The organism is Mesorhizobium sp. USDA 3734, from assembly GCF_056279665.1.
In genome coordinates, this window is record NZ_JBWCCW010000001.1 from 1,597,194 (window position 1) to 1,615,488 (window position 18,295).

At 63.7% G+C, this 18,295-nt stretch carries 20 protein-coding genes; 10 read left to right on the forward strand and 10 right to left on the reverse strand.

The annotated features are described in order from the left end of the window. Window positions 1-37 precede the first annotated feature (37 nt). The 3 genes from ACZ89F_RS07530 to ACZ89F_RS07540 form a co-directional block, all read right to left on the reverse strand. Window positions 38-1,006, reverse strand: a complete 969-nt coding sequence (locus ACZ89F_RS07530) for a sugar ABC transporter substrate-binding protein (protein ID WP_476091114.1) — start codon at window positions 1,004-1,006, stop codon at window positions 38-40. Between the two features lie 45 nt (window positions 1,007-1,051). Continuing rightward, complete coding sequence (locus ACZ89F_RS07535) at window positions 1,052-2,074, reverse strand: ABC transporter permease (protein ID WP_476091115.1); 1,023 nt, start codon at window positions 2,072-2,074, stop codon at window positions 1,052-1,054. A 230-nt stretch (window positions 2,075-2,304) separates the two neighbouring features. After that, window positions 2,305-3,060 carry a phytanoyl-CoA dioxygenase family protein gene (locus ACZ89F_RS07540; protein ID WP_476091116.1) on the reverse strand — a complete coding sequence of 252 codons (756 nt, stop codon included), beginning with the start codon at window positions 3,058-3,060 and terminating at the stop codon, window positions 2,305-2,307. 188 nt (window positions 3,061-3,248) lie between these two features. Between ACZ89F_RS07540 and ACZ89F_RS07545 the strand changes: the two genes are divergently transcribed. The 3 genes from ACZ89F_RS07545 to ACZ89F_RS07555 all read left to right on the forward strand — a co-directional run bounded on the left by ACZ89F_RS07545 (window position 3,249) and on the right by ACZ89F_RS07555 (window position 6,293). After that, window positions 3,249-4,100, forward strand: coding sequence for an AraC family transcriptional regulator (locus tag ACZ89F_RS07545; RefSeq protein ID WP_476091117.1), 852 nt, complete (start codon window positions 3,249-3,251; stop codon window positions 4,098-4,100). Between the two features lie 133 nt (window positions 4,101-4,233). After that, complete coding sequence (locus ACZ89F_RS07550; RefSeq protein ID WP_476091118.1) at window positions 4,234-4,956, forward strand: gamma-glutamylcyclotransferase; 723 nt, start codon at window positions 4,234-4,236, stop codon at window positions 4,954-4,956. 131 nt (window positions 4,957-5,087) lie between these two features. Next, window positions 5,088-6,293, forward strand: coding sequence for an acyltransferase family protein (locus ACZ89F_RS07555; protein ID WP_476091119.1), 1,206 nt, complete (start codon window positions 5,088-5,090; stop codon window positions 6,291-6,293). Here ACZ89F_RS07555 and ACZ89F_RS07560 read toward each other — a convergent pair. From ACZ89F_RS07560 to ACZ89F_RS07580, 5 genes are all read right to left on the reverse strand, one after another. After that, window positions 6,233-8,224, reverse strand: coding sequence for a glycoside hydrolase family 127 protein (locus tag ACZ89F_RS07560; protein ID WP_476091120.1), 1,992 nt, complete (start codon window positions 8,222-8,224; stop codon window positions 6,233-6,235). The genes ACZ89F_RS07555 and ACZ89F_RS07560 overlap by 61 nt on opposite strands. A gap of 22 nt (window positions 8,225-8,246) precedes the next feature. Then, on the reverse strand, window positions 8,247-9,104 hold the full coding sequence (locus ACZ89F_RS07565; RefSeq protein ID WP_476091121.1) for a carbohydrate ABC transporter permease: 858 nt from the start codon (window positions 9,102-9,104) through the stop codon (window positions 8,247-8,249). Beyond that, on the reverse strand, window positions 9,104-10,024 hold the full coding sequence (locus ACZ89F_RS07570; RefSeq protein WP_476091122.1) for a carbohydrate ABC transporter permease: 921 nt from the start codon (window positions 10,022-10,024) through the stop codon (window positions 9,104-9,106). The genes ACZ89F_RS07565 and ACZ89F_RS07570 overlap by 1 nt, the downstream gene beginning before the upstream one ends. A 176-nt stretch (window positions 10,025-10,200) precedes the next feature. Then, on the reverse strand, window positions 10,201-11,448 hold the full coding sequence (locus tag ACZ89F_RS07575) for an ABC transporter substrate-binding protein (protein WP_476091123.1): 1,248 nt from the start codon (window positions 11,446-11,448) through the stop codon (window positions 10,201-10,203). Between the two features lie 63 nt (window positions 11,449-11,511). Further along, window positions 11,512-12,573 carry a LacI family DNA-binding transcriptional regulator gene (locus ACZ89F_RS07580; RefSeq protein ID WP_476091124.1) on the reverse strand — a complete coding sequence of 354 codons (1,062 nt, stop codon included), beginning with the start codon at window positions 12,571-12,573 and terminating at the stop codon, window positions 11,512-11,514. Between the two features lie 413 nt (window positions 12,574-12,986). Between ACZ89F_RS07580 and ACZ89F_RS07585 the strand changes: the two genes are divergently transcribed. The 4 genes from ACZ89F_RS07585 (at window position 12,987) to ACZ89F_RS07600 (ending at window position 14,924) form a co-directional block, all read left to right on the forward strand. Further along, entirely contained in the window at window positions 12,987-14,063 is a 1,077-nt protein-coding gene (locus ACZ89F_RS07585; protein WP_476091125.1) for a diguanylate cyclase domain-containing protein, read from the forward strand. Between the two features lie 171 nt (window positions 14,064-14,234). Beyond that, window positions 14,235-14,441 (forward strand): hypothetical protein, encoded by a 207-nt coding sequence (locus tag ACZ89F_RS07590; protein ID WP_476091126.1) that lies wholly within the window; start codon window positions 14,235-14,237, stop codon window positions 14,439-14,441. Between the two features lie 5 nt (window positions 14,442-14,446). Beyond that, the gene (locus ACZ89F_RS07595; protein WP_476091127.1) at window positions 14,447-14,638 is read left to right on the forward strand and encodes a hypothetical protein; all 192 of its coding nucleotides are present in this window, start codon (window positions 14,447-14,449) and stop codon (window positions 14,636-14,638) included. 52 nt (window positions 14,639-14,690) lie between these two features. Continuing rightward, a complete protein-coding gene (locus tag ACZ89F_RS07600) occupies window positions 14,691-14,924 on the forward strand; it encodes a DUF6500 family protein (RefSeq protein WP_476091128.1) in 234 nt (77 codons plus the stop codon). A gap of 19 nt (window positions 14,925-14,943) precedes the next feature. Here ACZ89F_RS07600 and ACZ89F_RS07605 read toward each other — a convergent pair whose 3' ends face one another. Next, window positions 14,944-15,210 carry a DUF1488 family protein gene (locus ACZ89F_RS07605; RefSeq protein ID WP_183449972.1) on the reverse strand — a complete coding sequence of 89 codons (267 nt, stop codon included), beginning with the start codon at window positions 15,208-15,210 and terminating at the stop codon, window positions 14,944-14,946. Then, the gene (locus ACZ89F_RS07610) at window positions 15,207-15,461 is read right to left on the reverse strand and encodes a hypothetical protein (protein WP_109660335.1); all 255 of its coding nucleotides are present in this window, start codon (window positions 15,459-15,461) and stop codon (window positions 15,207-15,209) included. The genes ACZ89F_RS07605 and ACZ89F_RS07610 overlap by 4 nt, the downstream gene beginning before the upstream one ends. A gap of 249 nt (window positions 15,462-15,710) precedes the next feature. On the opposite strand from ACZ89F_RS07610, the gene ACZ89F_RS07615 reads away from it, so the two are divergent. From ACZ89F_RS07615 to ACZ89F_RS07625, 3 genes are all read left to right on the forward strand, one after another. Further along, window positions 15,711-16,040 carry a co-chaperone GroES gene (locus tag ACZ89F_RS07615; protein ID WP_476091129.1) on the forward strand — a complete coding sequence of 110 codons (330 nt, stop codon included), beginning with the start codon at window positions 15,711-15,713 and terminating at the stop codon, window positions 16,038-16,040. A gap of 95 nt (window positions 16,041-16,135) precedes the next feature. Continuing rightward, window positions 16,136-17,767, forward strand: coding sequence for a chaperonin GroEL (gene groL / locus ACZ89F_RS07620; RefSeq protein WP_476091130.1), 1,632 nt, complete (start codon window positions 16,136-16,138; stop codon window positions 17,765-17,767). A 149-nt stretch (window positions 17,768-17,916) separates the two neighbouring features. After that, entirely contained in the window at window positions 17,917-18,075 is a 159-nt protein-coding gene (locus ACZ89F_RS07625; protein WP_476091131.1) for a hypothetical protein, read from the forward strand. The last annotated feature ends 220 nt before the right edge of the window (window positions 18,076-18,295 follow it).

The window sequence follows — 18,295 nt, forward strand, 5'->3', positions numbered from 1 at the left end:
TGCCGGCAAAGGCCGGCAGCCGCTTCACGCGGGCTTGTTACTTCTTGGCCACCTCTGCGATGTTTTCCTTGGTGTAGATGCCGACGCCGGTGTCGACATTGTTGATCGGCTGGCCCTTGAGGAACTGCACGATCAGGTCGACCGCGGCAAAGCCCTGCTTCTCCGGCGCCTGGTCGATCGTGGCGTCGACATTGCCGTCCTGGACCAACTGCACCGTCTGGTCGAGCAGGTCGAAGCCGACCACCTTGACCTTGTCCGCGGCCTTGTTGCGTTCGACCCAGGTGCCGGCGGCCGGCGTCGAGCAGCATTCGAGCGACAAGACACCTGATATCGAAGGATTGGCGAGCATGGCGTTCTCGATCGCCGCGTAGATCTTCTGCGGGTCGGTGCCGGTGTTGAGCGTCGAGACCACCTCGATGCCGGGTTCGGCCTTCAGCGCCTCACGCGCACCCTTCTCGCGGTCGAGTGACCACTGAGCGGCGGCGTCGATGGTGGTGATCATCACCTTGCCCTTGCCGCCCAGCACCTTGGCCATCAGCTTGCCGGCCTCACGGCCGGACTGGACGAGATCCTGGCCGGCGAAGGCCAGGCGCTTGCTCTCCGGATTGTCGGTGTTGAAGGTGACGACCGGGATGCCGGCGGCGATGACGCGGTCGATCACTGGCGCCAGCGCGTCTGTGGAGACGGAGGAGATCGCCAGCCCGTCCATCTTGCCCATCAGCGTCTCGATCTCCGAGATCTGGCCGTCGGCATCGGCGCCGACGGGGCCGATGAACTGGGCGCCGACCTTGTCCTCCTTGGCGGCGCGCTCGACGCCGGCCTTCATGAACGGCGCGAATTCGTTGGAGACGTCATGGTAGGAGACGTAGATGTCGAGCGGCTGCCCGGCATCGATCTTGGCCTTGATGCGCGGCGCCAGCGTGAAATCGGCGAGCTTGGATTCGGCGTGCGCCGACAGCGGAAGCAGGCCGAGCGCGGCTGCGAGAATGACGTGTCTGATGTTCATGGATAGTCCTCCCTTTTTGGTTCTGGTTGCTTCTGTTTTCTGCGACTAACCCGTTCGGCGCGTGCTCCATTTGTCGATGCCGACCGCGATGATGATGACCAGGCCGATCATCAGTTCCTGCACGAAGGGCGATACGCCGAGCAGCACCAGGCCGTTGCGCATGACGCCGATGATCAGCACGCCCAGAATGGTGCCGAGGATGGTGCCTTCGCCGCCCGACAGCGAGGCGCCGCCGACGATGGTGGCGGCGATGACATCGAGCTCCAGGCCGAGCCCGGTGCGCCCGGCCTGGCTGGAGGGCAGGAAGGCGAGGCCCAGAATTCCGGCGAGGGCGGCGAGCAGGCCCATCAGGATGAAGGCTGATATCTTGACCTTGTTGACGGAGATGCCGGAGACACGCGCGGCCTTGGCGCTGCCGCCGACGGCATAGACGCGGAAGCCGAAATTGGAGAAGGACAGCACGATCCAGGCCAGAACGGCGACGATGACGAAGAACACCAGCTGCATCGGGATGATGGTGAACAGGTAGCCCTGGCCGATGAAGGAGAAGGTCTGCAGCACTTCCGGCAACGCGCCGTTGCGGGCGTTGACCGTCACCGGCTGGCCGTTGGTCAGGATGAGGGCCGCGCCACGCACGATGGAGAGCATGCCGAGCGTCGCGATCAGCGAGGGCAGGCGGCCATAGGTGGAAAGCACGCCGTTGATCAGGCCGATGGCGACGCCGGTGAGCAAGCCGACGCCGATCGCCGGCAGCAGCGTCCAGCCGGCAATGATCAGCATGCCGGTGGCGAGGCCTGAGAACGCGTAGGTCGAGCCGACCGACAGGTCGACCTCGCCGGCGATCAACACGAACGTCATGCCGACCGCCATGATCCCGAGCAGGGAGATCTGGCGCCCGACATTGAGCAGGTTCAGCGATGTCAGGAATCCCTCGGTGGCGAAGGACAGGAACAGGCACAGCACGAGCAGCGCGATGAACACGCCTGCCTCGCGCGCCCGCAACAGCCGCGCCATCGTGAATCGGTCCGTGGCTGGCGCGCGCGCGCCGGTCCTGACCGCATCGGCCATACAGCATCCTCCCTGCGCGTGGCCAGCCGGTCCTCACCAGCGTGGCCACTCCTCCGTTTCATCGACCCGAGCCGAGCTCATGCACGGGCCGTTGCTTCAGAGCCGGTCCCAAACTGATTCAGGATCAGGCTCTATCTCCCTGTTCGGCCATGATTTTTCGGGAGTCCGGTTGCGACTCCCTGGATCGTGGCCGGGCGTGGGCTGACCGCCCATACCCTGTGTTCGTGGCGTCAGGACGCCTTGCGGAAGGACCCGGCCGGCACCTTGCGCATCTCGTCGTAATTTCCGTAGTCGCGCACCTTCTTGAAAGGCGCGTTCTCGACGGCGTTGTAGGAGCAGATGTAGCCCCAGCGATAGGTGTCCGAACGGTTGGCATCGGAGCGGTGCAGCAGATTGCCGTCGAAGATCAGCGCGTCGCCGGCTTCCATCTCGACATAGATGTGCTCGAAGCGTTTCAGCGCCGCGTCCAGATGTTCCTGCTCGACATTGGTCTGGTCGTTCTCCCTGATGTGGTTGAGACGGCCGAGCTTGTGCGTGCCTTTCAGCACCTGCAGGCAGCCGTTCTCGCGCGTCGCCTTGTCGAGCGCGACATAGATGCTCATCATCTCGGGCGCCAGGCAGCCGTAATTGTACCAGTAGCCGAAATCCTGGTGCCATTCCCAGGCGCCGCCCTCATTGGGCTGCTTCATCGTCATCTTGTGGCTGTAGAGATAGATCGGCTTGCCGACGGCGGCCTCGGCCAGATCGACCATGCGTTCGTCGCGGGCCAGAAGACCGTATTTGTCGTCCTCGGCCTTGGTCCACATCTTCAGAAGTGTGGTCTTGCCCTCCTTGTCGCCCTTGGCCATCACGGCACCGCTCTTGTTCTCGGCCTCGAGCTGCTTGCGGGCGTGGTTACGGAAATCCTCCACTTCCGCGACGCTCAGTAGCCCCCTGCGGATAATGTACCCGTCGCGGGCGTAGAGCTCGGTTTCCTGCTTGGTCATCGCCAACATCGTCTTGCCTCCCTGGTCCATCGGGGCCGCCGCTGGCGCAAGGCGCCCGGAAAGCCCGCAAAACTTGGGGGATCCGGCCGCTGCCTGCCGAAATCCCGTCCTCTTGAGAGCGACCATAGCGACGCCTGGCAACGAACAAAATGGACAGCAAGGCACTTGTTTTGTATAAAACGCGCATCATGGCAAAGACGTCGGTTTTCGAGAGTTTCCACTATGTGCCGGCCGCCGGGTGGACGCGCACGGCGTTCAGCGTGCTGCGTGCCGGCAAGGTCGCAGCGGCGCCCGATTACCGCATCGAACGGCCCGTCTATCCCGGCCAGGACATCCTCTATTGCCTGTCGGGCCGGGGTTTCGTGGAGACGCTGGGGCAAAGGCTGGAGGTGCGCGCCAACCAGCTGGTGTGGATGGCCAACGAGGCGCCGCACGTGCACGCGGCCGATCCGGCCGATCCCTGGACCTTGCTCTGGTTCAGGCTCGACGGGCCCGATCCGGCCATCTTGCGGCGCAAATTGTTCGGTGAAGGGATATTGCGGACCGTGTTCACGGAAGGAAGCGGCCCGGCGCCATGGTTCGAGCGGCTGTTCGCGGCGTTGCGGCGGCGCGACGCCGGGCTCGACCTGCGCCTCAACCAGCTGGTCGCCGAATTCCTGCTTCTGGTCGACCGCGCGGTGAACGGCGCCGGCAATGACGATCTGCCGAAGCCGCTTGCCGCCGCACTCGACGCCATGCGTGCCGCGCCCGGCTCCGCCTGGACGGCTCCTGATCTCGCCACCGTCACCAGCCTCGGCGCCTCGCAGATAAGGCGGCTGTTCCAGAAGCATCTGCGCACCAGCCCGCACCAATGGCTGATGCGCGAGCGGCTGATGCAGGCGCAGTCGCTGCTGGTGCAGGGCGACCAGCCGCTGGCCGAAGTGGCCGAGGCCTGCGGCTTCTGCGACGTCTACCATTTCGGGCGCGAGTTCAAGCGCTCGGTGGGCATCTCGCCGGCGGCCTGGCGACGCAGCGAACTGAGCGCGGCGCCGGGGCGTTAGGACAGCCGATACTTACGAATCCTTTCAGGCGGTTGGGCGCGGCCGTTCAGATTTTGAGTCGGTGCGTCCGACTGGCCGGCCCTTGAGAATCTGCTTGCCTTGGGCAACATGGTGCGATGCCTGAGGCGCGAACATGAACAAGCCGATTTCTGCCGTATCGCCGCGCAAGGCGCCGATGGCGCTGACCGAAGCGCTTGTGGCGCGCACCATGCGCGCGGTCGAGGATGCAGGGCCGACGCCGGGCATGGTCCACATGACCGATGCCGACTATGCGCGCATCCGCGACGAGGTGCTGGCCACGGCTCCGGCCGGGCCTGTGAAACTGTTTGCCTATGGCTCGCTGCTGTGGAAACCCGCCGGCGAGGTGAGGGGCGGCGAGCGGGCGGTGGCGACCGGCTGGCATCGGTCGTTCTGTTTCACGGTGCGGCGCTTTCGCGGCACGGTCGAGCAGCCCGGCCTGATGATGGCGCTCGATCGCGGCGGCCAGTGCCAGGGCATGGTGTTCGAGATCGCCGAGCCGGTGGCCGCCAACCTCGAAGCGCTGCTGCGCCGGGAGATGACCATCCTGCCAGCCGTCAACGTGCCGCGCTGGCTGCAGGTCAGGACCGAAGGCGGCGCATGCCGTGCGCTCGGTTTCGTCGTCGATCCCGCCAATCCGCGCTATGCCGGCAAGCTCGACAAGCGGGCGATCGCGGCGACGCTGGCGACAGCCGTCGGCCATTGGGGGTCGGGTGCGGAATATCTGTTCGAGACCATCCGCCACCTCGAAGCCTGCGGCATCCGTGACCGCAATCTGTGGGCGTTGCAGGTGTTGGTGGCCGAGGAGATTCGAGGCATGCAGGCCAAGGATGCTTGAGGCCAAAGCATTTTGCGAAGCAAAGCTTTGATTTCGGAAGTCGAAGTAGCGAGAATTTAATGAATCGAAAATAGTCCTGTCCCAACGATGACTTGAACACCGGCGCCAGACTCGGTGCGCGTGGGCCAACTATGAAATCCTCCACCGGAGAGCATTATCCAGCGCTTGACCACATTCGAGGGCTTGCGGCCTTTCTGGTCTTCACCTGGCATTTTCTGATCCAGGCGCCAGAGGCGCCAGCTACCTATGACTTCGTACCGGCCTTACCCATGTTCAGCATTCTGGATGAAGGGCACACCGGCGTTTCCTTGTTCATGGCGCTCTCCGGCTATCTGTTTGCCAAGCTCCTCGACGGAAAACAGGTCAGATATCTGCCCTTCTTTGCCAACAGGGCGCTCAGGCTGCTGCCATTGCTGCTGGTCGTCCTGGGCATCGAGGCCTACCGCAGATATCTGGTCGGCCAGTCCCTGGATGAGTATGTCACGGATATCGCCAAGGGATTCATCTTCCCAACGCTTCCGAATGGAGGCTGGTCGATAACCGTCGAAGCCCATTTCTATATATTGCTGCCGTTTTTGCTGATGGCATCCAGGTGGTCCGTGTTCGCGCCCCTGCTGTTCATCGCGGCAGCCATTCTGCTGAGGTCCGCGCTGTATGTGGAAGTCGGCGAGGTGCAGTCGGTAGCGTACTGGACCATCATAGGACATGTGGATCAGTTTCTGGCCGGCATACTTGCCTTCCACCTGCGTGCCCACGCGAAGAACCGGCACTGGCTGGCGCTGGCCGTTCTCATAGCATTTTCGGGATTCTTCTCGTGGCTCGATGCCGCCGGCGGATTCTACCGGCTGGAGGGCTATCCGTCGCCTCATTGGATATGGATCATCCTGCCAACCCTGGAGGCGGCGGCCTATTCATTCGGCATCGCCTACTACGACATGAGCTTTTCCAAGAAGCGAACAAGTCTGCCGTTCAAGATCCTGGAGAAGGCGGGGGCCTACAGCTATTCGATCTATCTTCTGCACCTGTTCTTCATCGGGCCGTTGACTGCGTTCATAGACACGAATGTCATGAGCATCAGCAATTTCTACATTGCATGCCTCTGGTCCGCACTCTGCTTCGTGGCGGCAATTCCGATCGGCTATTTCAGCTACACATGGGTCGAAGCGCCATTCCTGCGCCTGCGAATGCGCTACGTGGACCACAAGCCGGAAACCGCGGAAACAGTCGAGCCCGGGATTCGATCGGTCGTCGCCGCCGCCGATACACCAAACATCGTTCACCCGTCCCTGAGCCACACCAGCATTTCGCCGGCCTCGCGGTTGTCCCAGGCGAAATAGGGAATGGCGGTCAGCCGCGTCTCGGCGGTGGCCGGCGGCTCGGGCCGGTAGAGCCCGCTTTGCCAGCCGTCGGCGGCGTCGGCAAGTGCTGTAGCCGACAGCGTCACCACGCCGCCGAGAAGCTCCGGCTGGTGCTGGGCTTCGACGCTGGCCGTCCTCGGCAGGGACAGGCGATGCAGCTGGCTGTCATTGTCGGTCGCCTCGACACAGTAGATCAGCGGACCGCGCGATAGCGCGACGCGGCCGGCATCCTGGCGAACCTGCGGGTTGGCGTAGAGCCGCTCGATCGGCATTTCGAGATCGAGCCGCACCTGGTCGCCTTTTTTCCATGTCCGCCGGATCGCGGCGTAGCCGTCGCTGGTGATTTCAGCCAGCTTGACCGCCTCGCCATTGATCTTCAACTCGGCGCCGGTGCTCCAGGCCGGGATGCGCAGGTGCAGCGTGAACGCTACCGGCGCCTGCGGTTCAACCGTGATCTCGACGTCGCCGTCCCAAGGATAGCGGCTTGCCTGCGTCAAGCTCACCGGTGTGCCTGATATATCGAAGCGAGCTGTCGAATCGCCATAGAGATGAACGGCCAGCGCATCGTCGGCCAGGCTGTAGAAATAGCTGCCGATCGAGGCGACCATGCGCCCGATATTGGGTGGGCAGCAGGGGCAGCGGTGCCATTTCCACCTGTTGTGCTTGCCGCGGCTTTCCAGCGGGTTTTCATAGAAGAACAGCGAACCGTCGAGCGACAGGCCCGAGATCGAGCCATTGTAGAGGGCGCGTTCCATCATGTCGGCGTAGCGGGTGTTCGGCCCCATGCCGAGCATGCGGCTGGCCCAGAACACCAGGCCGACGGCGGCACAGGTCTCGGCATAGGCGCTCTCATTGGGCAGGTCGTAATCGCTGGTGAAACCCTCATTGTGCGCCGACGGTCCCAGTCCGCCGGTGATGTAGAGGCTCTTGGTGGTGAGATCGTCCCACAACCGGTCGAGCGCTGTCCGCAGCGTGTCGTCGCCATATTCGGTGGCGATGTCGGCCATGCCCGAATAGAGATACATCGCCCTGACCGCATGGCCGACGACCTTGTCCTGCTCGCGCACCGGCCTGTGCGACTGGCTGTATTCATAGGTCTTGAAATGATAGGCCTTCGGGTCTGCGCCACGGGCACGCGCCTCCTCGTCGAAATAATGCGGTTGTTGGCCGCGCTGGTCGATGAAGTACTTCGCCAGATCCATGTACTTCTGCTCGCCGGTCACCCGCGCCAGCTTGACCAGCGCCAGCTCGATCTCCTCATGGCCGCAATAGCCTTTCTTCTTGCCAGGCTCCGGCCCCAGCACCGAGGCGATGTGGTCGGCATAGCGGCTCATTATGTCGAGCAGCTTGCGTTTTCCCGTCGCCTGGTAGTAGGCGACCGCGCCCTCGATCAGATGGCCGGCGCAATAGAGCTCGTGGCAGTCGCGCAGATTGGTCCAGCGCTTGCCCGGCTGGATGCGCTGGTACCAGCTGGAGAGATAGCCGTCCTCCTGCTGCAACTTCTCATACATGTCGATGACGGCATCGATCTTCTGTTCCAGTTCGGGGTTCTTGCGCCGGTAGAGCGAATAGGCCGCGGTCTCGATCGTCTTGCCGAGATCGGAATCCCAGAACATCTGCGTGGTCACCGTCGAGCCGGTGAATTCGGCGCCCTGGCGGTCGGCTTCGTCGGGAGAGGGCGAGTGGAACGGGATGACGATTCCGGGCGAGGGGCGGTCCGGATCGATCTGCTCCAGCATGCGGGACTCGACGCAGCGCTCGTAGAGGATGTCGGCGGTGCGCGCGGCGACGGCGTCGGCACGGTCGCCCCAGAAGCCGTGCACGTCGACCTGCGGCACCGGCAGCGGACGGAAGGCGAGTTTCGGCTTGGCTTCCGGCTTGGCCTTTTTTGCGGTTTGCGATGCGGTCATGAAACTTACTCCATTCGGTCGATTACTTAACGGCCCCGGCCATCAGGCCGCGGATGTAGAAGCGCTGCAAAGCGAGGAACAGGATCAGGCACGGCACCATCATCACGGTGACGCCGGCCTGTACCGCGCCCCAGTCGATGGCGCCGAAGCGGCCCGACTGCAGTGCGGTCATCATCACCGGCAGCGTAAATTTGGACTGGTCGGTCATCAGCACGAGAGCGGCGAGGAATTCGTTCCAGGCGCCGAGGAAGGCAAACAGCGCGATGGTGACGACGCCCGGCCAGACCAGCGGCAGCATTACTTTCACAAGCATGGTGAGATTGCTGGCGCCGTCCATGCGGGCGGCTTCCTCGATCTCGCGCGGCACCGCATCGAAGGCGTTGCGCATCATGAAGATGGAGAACGGCAGTTGCAGCGTCACATAGACGCCGACCAGGCCGGTCAGCGTGTTGTGCAGGCCGAGCTTGGTCAGCACCAGGAAGATCGGCGTCAGGATCGACTGGAACGGGATCATGATCGTCGACAGGATGAGGATGAAGAACAGGTCCTTGAACGGAAACCGGAAGCGCGAAAAGCCGTAGCCGGCCAGCACGCTGACGGCGACCGACAGCACCACGGTCATCACCGAGACATAGATGCTGTTTTGCGCCGAGACCCACAGACCGTCGCCGAAGCTGTTGAGCGTGGCATAGTTCTCCAGCGAGAAGCCCGATGTCGGCCAGGGCGGCAGCGGCGGCTGGCGCGCTTCCTGCGCCGGCTTGAAGGCTGACAGCATCGCCCACACGATCGGCGCCGCAAACAGCACCGAAGCGATGATGCCGGTAGAATGCTCGCCGATGCGGGCGGCGAGCTTGCGGTTGCGGGAGGCGGCCTGCGCCATCAGTCGAGCCCCTCCGGCTTGCGCAACAGCCACAGCTGGACGAGGCTGAGCGCCACCAGGACGACGAGCAGCACCATGGACAGCGCCGCGCCATAGCCGAGCTTGAACGACACGAAGGACTGGTTGAAGATCCAGTAGACCGCCGTCAGCGTCTGGTTGCGCGGGCCGCCGCGCAGGATGATGTAGAACTGGTCGAAGGCAAGGATCGAGCCGGCGACCGACAGGATCAGCGCCAGGGCGAGCGTACGGCGCATCAGCGGCAGGGTGATCGCCCTGAACCTGGCGAAAGGACCGGCACCGTCGATGACGGCCGCCTCCTGCAGGTCCTGCGGGATCGATTGCAGGCCGGCCATCAGGATGATCATGGTGAAGCCGGCGACCTTCCAGACGACCATGGCGATGATCGACCAGAAGGCCGGCTGGAAGGTGGCCAAAAGGTTGAACTTCTTGTCGATCAGCCCGAGGTCGTAGGCGGCCGGGCTGAACAGGCCGGAATCGACGTTCAAGAGCCACGACCAGAGCAGGCTGGCTGAGGCGAAACCGACAACCGCCGGCATGAAGAACATCGTCCGGTAGAGATTGGTCAGCGGCCGCGGCCGTTCGACGAACAGCGCCAGCGGAAACGCCACCACGAAGATCGCGATGGTGACGATCACGGTGTAGTAGGCGGTGAAGCGCAGCGCGTTCCAGAACCTGGTGTCGCGCAGGATGGCGACATAGTTGCCGAGGCCGATATAGCTGTGCTCGCCCATCAAGGGCCAATTGTGCAGCGACATCCACGCCGTCATGCCGAGCGGGATCAGGAAGAAGACGACGACCAGCGCGACAGCCGGCGCGACATAGAGCAGGCCGATCCACTGCCGGCGGCTAGCGAGTTTGCGGGCGCGGGGCGGGGCGGTGGCTGCTGCGATGGAGGTCATGGCTGTTCCCTTGGCGCTGCGTCCCCCTCCCCTCGAGGGGAGGGCCCGGCCGAAGGCCGGGGGTGGGGTCCTCTGCGAAGCATGCCGACGAAAAAGGAACGTCGAGCGCTGCCGAGACGACGACCCCACCCGGACCTGCGGTCCGACCTCCCCTCGAGGGGCAGGTGGGTTGGCGCTTATTTCTGCGGCGCCTGGTCGATGATCGACTGCATCGTCTCCTGCGCATTGGCGATCGCGCCGTCGACATCGTCGCCGAAGAAGACCTCGTTGATCATCTGCGTCCACGGCCCGTTGGCGGAGTTGATCAGGTCGTTGAACACCACCGAATAGGGCGTGCGGCCCTTGGCCATGGCCTCGGCGGCGATCTGGTAGCGCGGGTCGAGATCCTTCAGCGCCTCCTTGGCGATGTCGCCGCGCACCGGCAGGCTGCCGTATTTGGCGAGGATCGTCTGGCCTTCGAGCGAATAGGCGAAATCGAGGAACTCCTTCACCACGGGCAGTTTCGTGGTGCCCTTGGTGACGACGAAATTGTCGCCGCCGGCAAAGGACGACCAGCCGCTATCCTTGCCCGGCAGGAAGGTGACACCGTAATCGATACCGGGGTACTGGGTGTTGAGCGCGCCGATGGCGAAGGCGCCGGACGGCGAGATGCCGATATTGCCGGCGGCGAAGGCGGCAAAGAAGTTGGCGCCGGTGTCGGTCTGCGCGCCTGCCGGCACCAGATCCTTCTTGACCATCGAGCGGTAGAGATCGATGGCGCCGCGCAGCTGCGGGCTGTCCAGCGTCGCCTTCGAGCCGTCCTCCGAGAGGATGTCGCCGCCAGACGCCCAGATCAGCGGCGTGAAGGTGAAGATGTTGCAGCCGCCGCAATTGCCGGAGAAATAGAAGCCCTTGATGTTCCCGCCGAGCGCGTTGACCTTCTCGGCGTCGGCCGCGATCTCGGCCCAGTTGGCCGGGCCTTTTTCGGGGTCGAGGCCGGCCTGCTTGAACAGTTTCTTGTTCCAGATCAGCACCGAGGCGTCGGCGGAGAAGGGCAGGCCGTAGATGTGGTCCTTGTAGGTGCCGGTCTTCACATGCGCCGGCGACAGGCTGGCGAAATAGGGCAGGGACTTGGCCCAGTCGGTGATGTCCTCCAGCTGGCCGGCGGCGGCGAAGGAGGGCGTGTAGATCAGGTCGAGCGACAGCGCGTCGGGCGCGGTGCCGCCGGCGGCCGCGGCACCGTATTTCGGGATGATCTCGGCATTGGGGATGATGTCCAGCTTGACCTGGTTGGTGTGCGCCTTGTTGTAGGCGTCGACGATCCTCGGCATGAAATTCGAGCCGTCGGCGCGCACCCAGATGTTGGCCGTCTCGGCGGCGGCAGTGCCGAGACCGCTACCCAGAACGGCAGCGGCCAGGGCCAGTTTGGCAATCAGGTTCCTCATGTTCTCCTCCTCCAGGGTTGGCCGCGCTCCGCGGCTTGGCGCCGATCACGCGGCGCTTCGTCTTCAGCCATCCAGCGGATGGCCGCATGACTGTCGCACCACCAGCCGGCACGGCAGTTTTCGAATGCCCGGCGCGGCGGGCTTGCCGCCGACCAGCGAAAGCAGGGTCAGCCCGGCCTCGCGCCCGAGTGCGACCAGGTTCATGTCGACAGAGGTCAGCGGCGGGCGCGTCGCCTCGGCCACGATCTCCCAATTGTCGAAACCAATGACGCCGACATCGCCGGGAACGCTCAAGCCACGCTCGCGCAAGGCATCGATGACGCCGCGCGCGATCTGGTCGTTGCCGCAGAAGACGGCGTCCGGCCTCTCGCTCTTGCCGCCGTGAAGTCCTGGGCCGTCGAACAGCTGCGCCACCGCTTCGTGGCCCCAGGCTTCCGACCAGGAGCCGAGCAGCGGCTCGGTGACCGGCAGGCCGGTTTCGATCAGCACGTCGCGGTAAGCCTGGGCGCGGGCGTGCACCACTGCAAAGCTTGCCGGCCCGGTGACATGCGCAATGCGCTTCCAGCCCAGCCGGCACAGATGCTCGACGGCCAGCCGGGCGCCGTCGGCGTCGTCCGAAACGAAGGCGATGGCGTCGGGATCGGGCTGCGTGAAGGCATAGATCACGGGGACGCGCAGATTGGAGAGGTCGACGGGCAGATGGCGGTCGATGCGCTTGCCGGTGGCGATGATGCCGTCGACGCGCTTGTCGAGCATGGCGTCCACATGCATCTGGCCAAGACGCGGATCCTCCTCGACATTGCACAGGAACACCGAGACGCCATTGTCGACCAGCGCGTCCGAAATGCCCGACATCAGCGGCAGCGAGAAGCGGCCATAAGTATCGTTGGTGAGCAGGCCGACGGTGAAGCTGCGCCGCCTGAGCAGGCTCTGCGCCAGGCTGTTGGGCCGGAAGCCGAGACGCCGGGCCGTCTCGCGGATGCGCTCGCGCGTCTCGGCGGTCATGCGCCCCTGGTCGTTGAGCGCCTTGGAGGCGGTGGCGACGCTGACGCCGGCCTGCGCGGCCACGTCACGCAAGGTGACTGGCTTGGAAAAGACCGGGACAGGCAGATCGTCCGATGGCATGGCGCCGAGAATCCTTGGTTGGGAAAAGGTTTTCTCTTAAGGCCCGAAAAAGACCCAGCACAGCTAAACCCGATCGGAACTGTTTGGAAAAACCTTTTCTCAATCCAAGGCTAGGCCAGATCAGATGGTCGTTCAAGGGGAAAAGTGGTTGGAGCTCCATCGGCAGGACGAAGGCCTGAGGTAGCAGGGCCTGGGGTTCCTCGCCCGCAAAGCGGGGAAGGTGGCCGCGAAACGAACGGAGAGGGCGGCGTTGGCGTCTCACGCCGAGTTCATGAAAAGTCGAGCCGCTCGCCCTCTCCGTCTCGGCTGCGCCGAGCCACCTCTCCGTGGGGCGAGGAACCCACGGATTGTGAGCGAAGTGTTAATTGCTTGCGGGCCATGGTGGTCTCCCTCCAAGACAGCAGAGCTCCGTCATGTCCGATACGCCCTACAGTCCGAAAGGCCCGGCGCGGCCGAGCGCCGCGCCTCGCGCCGGCGTGACGGCGGCCATGCAAGGCGCTGACGACCGACGCCGTAACGCGGCCACCATCGCCCGGCTCAAGGCGGAACTCGCGGCTCAGGCGGCCCTGATCGCCAGCCAGGAGCTCTCGCTGGTGCACAGCCGCAAGATCTTCGACCGCGCCTCGGTCGCCGCGCGCCTCGGCGTGTGGGAATGCAGCCTGCCCGGCGAGCAACTGGCATGGACCGACGTGGTCTATGATCTGTTCGACCTGCCGCGTGGCTCGGTGCTCGATCGCTCGGAGATCGTCAAGTGCTACCCGGCGGAGTCGCGCAAGGCGCTGGACACGATGCGCGGCCGGGCGATCGCCGAGCGCAGCGGCTTCAATCTCGACGCCGAGATCACGACTTTCGCCGGCCGCAGCCGCTGGATCCGCATCACCGCGACGGTCGAGTGCGAGGCGGGCGTTCCCGTGCGCATCTTCGGTATGAAGCAGGACATCACCGAGGAAAAGATCCTGTCGGACCGGATGCGCTATCTCGCCGAATATGACGTTATGACGGGGCTGGCCAATCGCGGCCGCTTCCAGGCGCGGCTTGCGCATGCGGATGAGGGCCGCCCGCTCGGCGCGCTGCTCCTGGTCGACCTCGACGGCTTCAAGGCCGTCAACGATACGTTCGGCCATGTCGTCGGCGACGAATGCCTGAAGGAAGCAGCGAAACGGCTTGCCGCCGGCTGCGGCGAGGCCGATCTGGTGGCGCGCGTCGGCGGCGATGAGTTCGCGGTGCTGGTTGGGCCGCATCTCGACCGCGGCGCGGTCTCCGGGCTGGCGCGCCGCATCATCGAGGCGATGGGCAAGCCGGTCGCGGCTTGCGGCCAGTCGCTCGGGCTCGGCGCCTCGGTCGGCATCGCCTTCGCCGAAGCCGGCGCGCCCTGCGATCTGTTCGCGCAGGCCGACACCGCGCTCTATGCCGCCAAGGCGGCAGGGCGCAATACGTTCCGCATCTTCAAGGCCGAGGCCAGCGTGAGAGGCCGCAGCGCCGCGGCATGAGAGCTGGCGGCTGTTGTTGTATAGCGCTCGCCGACCTGGCGCGCACATCTTCCAACAATGCAATCGGTGGTGCCTTATTTGCATTTGGCATGCAGGGCGCTTGCGAAAAGAGTGCTATGGAAGGGCCAAGAGCGTCCTTGCTCCACTCTTCCCGACATTCGAGGTCTTTTCGTGCGTGAACCGCCGCTGCTGCCCGTCTTTGGAAAACTTGGCCTCAAGCCGCCTGTCACCTCGATAGCAGCGCCGGTCCGTTCGGCAGGCGTCGTGCCGCGCCTGCGGGAGCTTCTGGCGGTGCATGGCGGCATGGTGCTGAAACTGTCGGTCATCGCCTGGACGGTGCTGATCCTGGGCGCCGTGTTCTTCATGATGCAGGGCTGACCGACATGGCCAACCGCTACACGCTGCGCATGGAGCTTCCCCAGAGCTGGAGCATCATCGACGTCTTCACCGGCCAGCCTGCCGTGGTCCGGCAAAAGGTGATGGTCGGGATGGGCTCGCGTGAGGCCGAGGACATGGTCGTGCAGATGAATGTCCGCGACGTCAAACGCCGCGAGCGGGCTGAGCGCAAGGCCTGATCCGCAGCCGCCGCCGGCAGAAACCCGCCGCACCGCAAATCAAAGGATTCCCGTGAGAGCCAGCCTGAAGCAGAAGATACTGGAGGTCTGCGACCGCAAGATTTCCGAAAAGGGGGCCGGCGTCGGCGTGTCGTTCTATGCGTTCTTCGCCAACAGGAACGACGACCCCGAACTCTTGATGGAAGCCGCCGAATGGTGGATCAGAACGCACCGCCTCGACCATTTTGAAAAGGCCGCGAAGATACGCGCGATGGTCGAGGAGATGGATCTTCAATCTTCGTTTTGAGCGACATGCATTGCGCTGATCAGCCGAAATCGGCTGCCGTCAGCACATACATGCTCTTGTGGGTGCGGTCGTAGGCTTTCGACGCCACCTCGCGGATAGCGCTGCTCTCGGTGTCGAATGTCTGGAGGTAGCCGGCTTCGTCGGCCGCGGTTCCCGGCCGCATCTTGGCCATGGCGTCGGCGGCGACGGAGAAGGAGATCTGGAACATGCCGTCATGGCCGACGAAACGGATGCGCTTGCCAGCTTCGTCATAGCTGCGGCTGCGGTTGGGGAAGGTGAGGCTCATGTCTTGACCTCCGTCGCGGCGGCCTTCTTGGTCACCCGCTTCTTCTTCGGCGTCGGATTGAGGGCCTCGGCGACGCGGTCGGCCTCTTCCTTGGCCAGCCGCAGCTCCCTCAGCCTTGCCGTCTTGATCTCTCGGGCCCTTGCCTCGGACATGTATTCGGCGGTTGCCTTGTTTTTCTCCGCTGTCTTTTTCTGCTTGTCGACAAAGCGGGCTTCAGCTTTTTCCATGATCGTCTGATTGCCTTCGGCCATCGAAGAAATCTCCCTTGTGCCTGAAATCGTGAAAATGAACTTGTCCGATAAATAGGCACTCGATCGGCAAAATTCAATCTTTTGAAATATTTGACACTCTGCGGATAGCACGAAACGGCTGGCCGAAATAATACTTTTGAATATTTAATCTGGCTCGCGAATAATTTTTGGCACTCCTATCTATCGAGTGCCAACGCGTCTATAAAGGACGGGCGTGGCCGCCTGTGCCGGCCCCAGAAAGAAGTTCCCATGAAATTTCGGCCACTCCACGACCGCGTCGTCATTCGTCGCGCTGAAGGCGATATCAAATCCAAGGGCGGCATCATCATTCCCGACAATGCCAAGGAAAAGCCGCAGGAAGGCGAAGTCATCGCCGTCGGACCGGGTGCACGCGACGAGAACGGCGCGCTTGTTCCACTCGACGTCAAGGCCGGCGACTTCATCCTGTTCGGCAAATGGTCGGGCACCGAGGTCAAGATCGACGGCGAGGACCTTCTGATCATGAAGGAAGCCGACATCATGGGCGTTATCGACAAAACCGGCGTCGAGAAGACCGTGCCTGCCAAGAAGGCCGCCTGATTGGAGCGCTGCGTGTCCTTCGGGATGCGCAAGGGACGCTCCGGGCTTTGATCATGGAGGGCTCTGCCTTCCTCAACCGAACTGGATAAAAAATCATGTCTGCCAAGGAAATCAAATTCTCCACCGATGCGCGCGACCGCATGCTGCGCGGCGTCGAGATCCTCACCAATGCGGTGAAGGTCACGCTCGGCCCCAAGGGCCGCAACGTCATCATCGACAAGGCCTATGGCGCGCCGCGCATCACCAAGGACGGCGTCACCGTCGCCAAGGAAATCGAGCTTGCCGACAAGTTCGAGAACATGGGCGCGCAGATGGTGCGCGAAGTGGCCTCGAAGACCAACGACCTCGCCGGTGACGGCACCACCACCGCAACCGTGCTGGCCGCCTCGATCCTGCGCGAAGGCGCCAAGCTCGTCGCCGCTGGCATGAACCCGATGGATCTCAAGCGCGGCATCGACCAGGCGGTTTCCGCCGTGGTCAAGGAAATCCAGGCGCGCGCCAAGAAGGTCAAGTCGTCGGCCGAGATCGCACAGGTCGGCACCATCGCCGCCAATGGCGATGCCAGCGTCGGCGAGATGATCGCCAAGGCGATGGACAAGGTCGGCAATGACGGCGTCATCACCGTTGAGGAAGCCAAGACCGCCGAGACCGAACTCGACGTCGTCGAAGGCATGCAGTTCGACCGCGGCTATCTCAGCCCGTATTTCGTCACCAATGCCGACAAGATGCGCGTCGAGCTGGAAGAGCCCTACATCCTCATCCACGAGAAGAAGCTCGGCAATCTGCAGGCGATGCTGCCGATCCTCGAAGCGGTGGTGCAGAGCGGCAGGCCGTTGCTGATCATCTCCGAGGACGTCGAGGGCGAGGCTCTGGCGACGCTGGTCGTCAACAAGCTGCGCGGCGGCCTCAAGGTCGCGGCCGTCAAGGCGCCTGGCTTCGGCGATCGCCGCAAGGCGATGCTGGAAGACATCGCCGTGCTGACATCGGGCCAGATGATCTCCGAGGACCTCGGCATCAAGCTCGAAAACGTCACCATCGAGATGCTCGGCCGTGCCAAGCGCGTGCTGATCGAGAAGGACACCACCACCATCATCGACGGCGCCGGCACCAAGGCAACGATCCAGGCGCGTGTCGCCCAGATCAAGGGCCAGATCGAAGAGACGACCTCCGACTACGACAAGGAAAAGCTGCAGGAGCGGCTGGCCAAGCTCTCCGGCGGCGTTGCCGTCATCCGCGTCGGTGGGGTCACCGAGTCGGAAGTCAAGGAAAAGAAGGACCGCATCGACGACGCGCTGAACGCAACGCGCGCCGCGGTTGAAGAAGGCATCGTGCCCGGCGGCGGCGTGGCTCTGCTGCGTGCCCGCTCGGTGCTTGGTGGCCTGACCGGCGCCAATGCCGATGTCACGGCCGGCATCACGATCGTGCTGCGCGCGCTCGAAGCGCCGATCCGCCAGATCGCCGAGAATTCCGGCGTCGAAGGTTCGATCGTCGTCGGCAAGCTCACCGACAGCAAGGACCACAATCAGGGTTTTGACGCCCAGAACGAGACCTATGTCGACATGATCAAGGCAGGCATCGTCGATCCGGCTAAAGTGGTGCGCACCGCACTGCAGGATGCCGGCTCGATCGCGGCCCTGCTGATCACCGCCGAAGCGATGATCACCGACATCCCGGCCAAGGATGCCACGCCGGCAGGCGGCGGTGGCGGCGGCATGGGCGGCTACTAGGATTCAGCCGGCCTGCGAAGGTGGCTTCATGGAAGCCACCTTTCAGGCCTGACCTGAATCAGCCACGCCGGCTCTTCATTGGAGCCTGGGACAACTACCGCCGGGGGATTTCTCCCGGCGCGCAGGCCTCTAGCCCAGGAGACGGATCCATGATCACGTTCGTGCGGAAGCCAGAGACGGTCGTCACGACCGAAAAAACCGAGGAAAGCCGCTTCGACCGCATCCGCAGGATTGCCGCCGACAAGCACAAGAAATCCGATTCCGACACGGCAACGCCAGCAAAGAGCGAGCCCAGACGCCCGATGTGAGGCGGCGGCACGTACGTCTCTACTTTCCGCTCAACCTCAGCACCACGTCGCGTGTCAGTGGCGCGAGTTCGATCGCGGGCCGAGCATAGTCCAGCCAGACACCTTCCTGTCGGCGGTATCGGGATGTCTTCTCCCGGCTTTCGCGACGACCGGAATTCACGCTAGTATCGTCCGGTGGTCGTTTGGTGCAGAGAGCTTGCGGAAACGGAACCGCTATTCT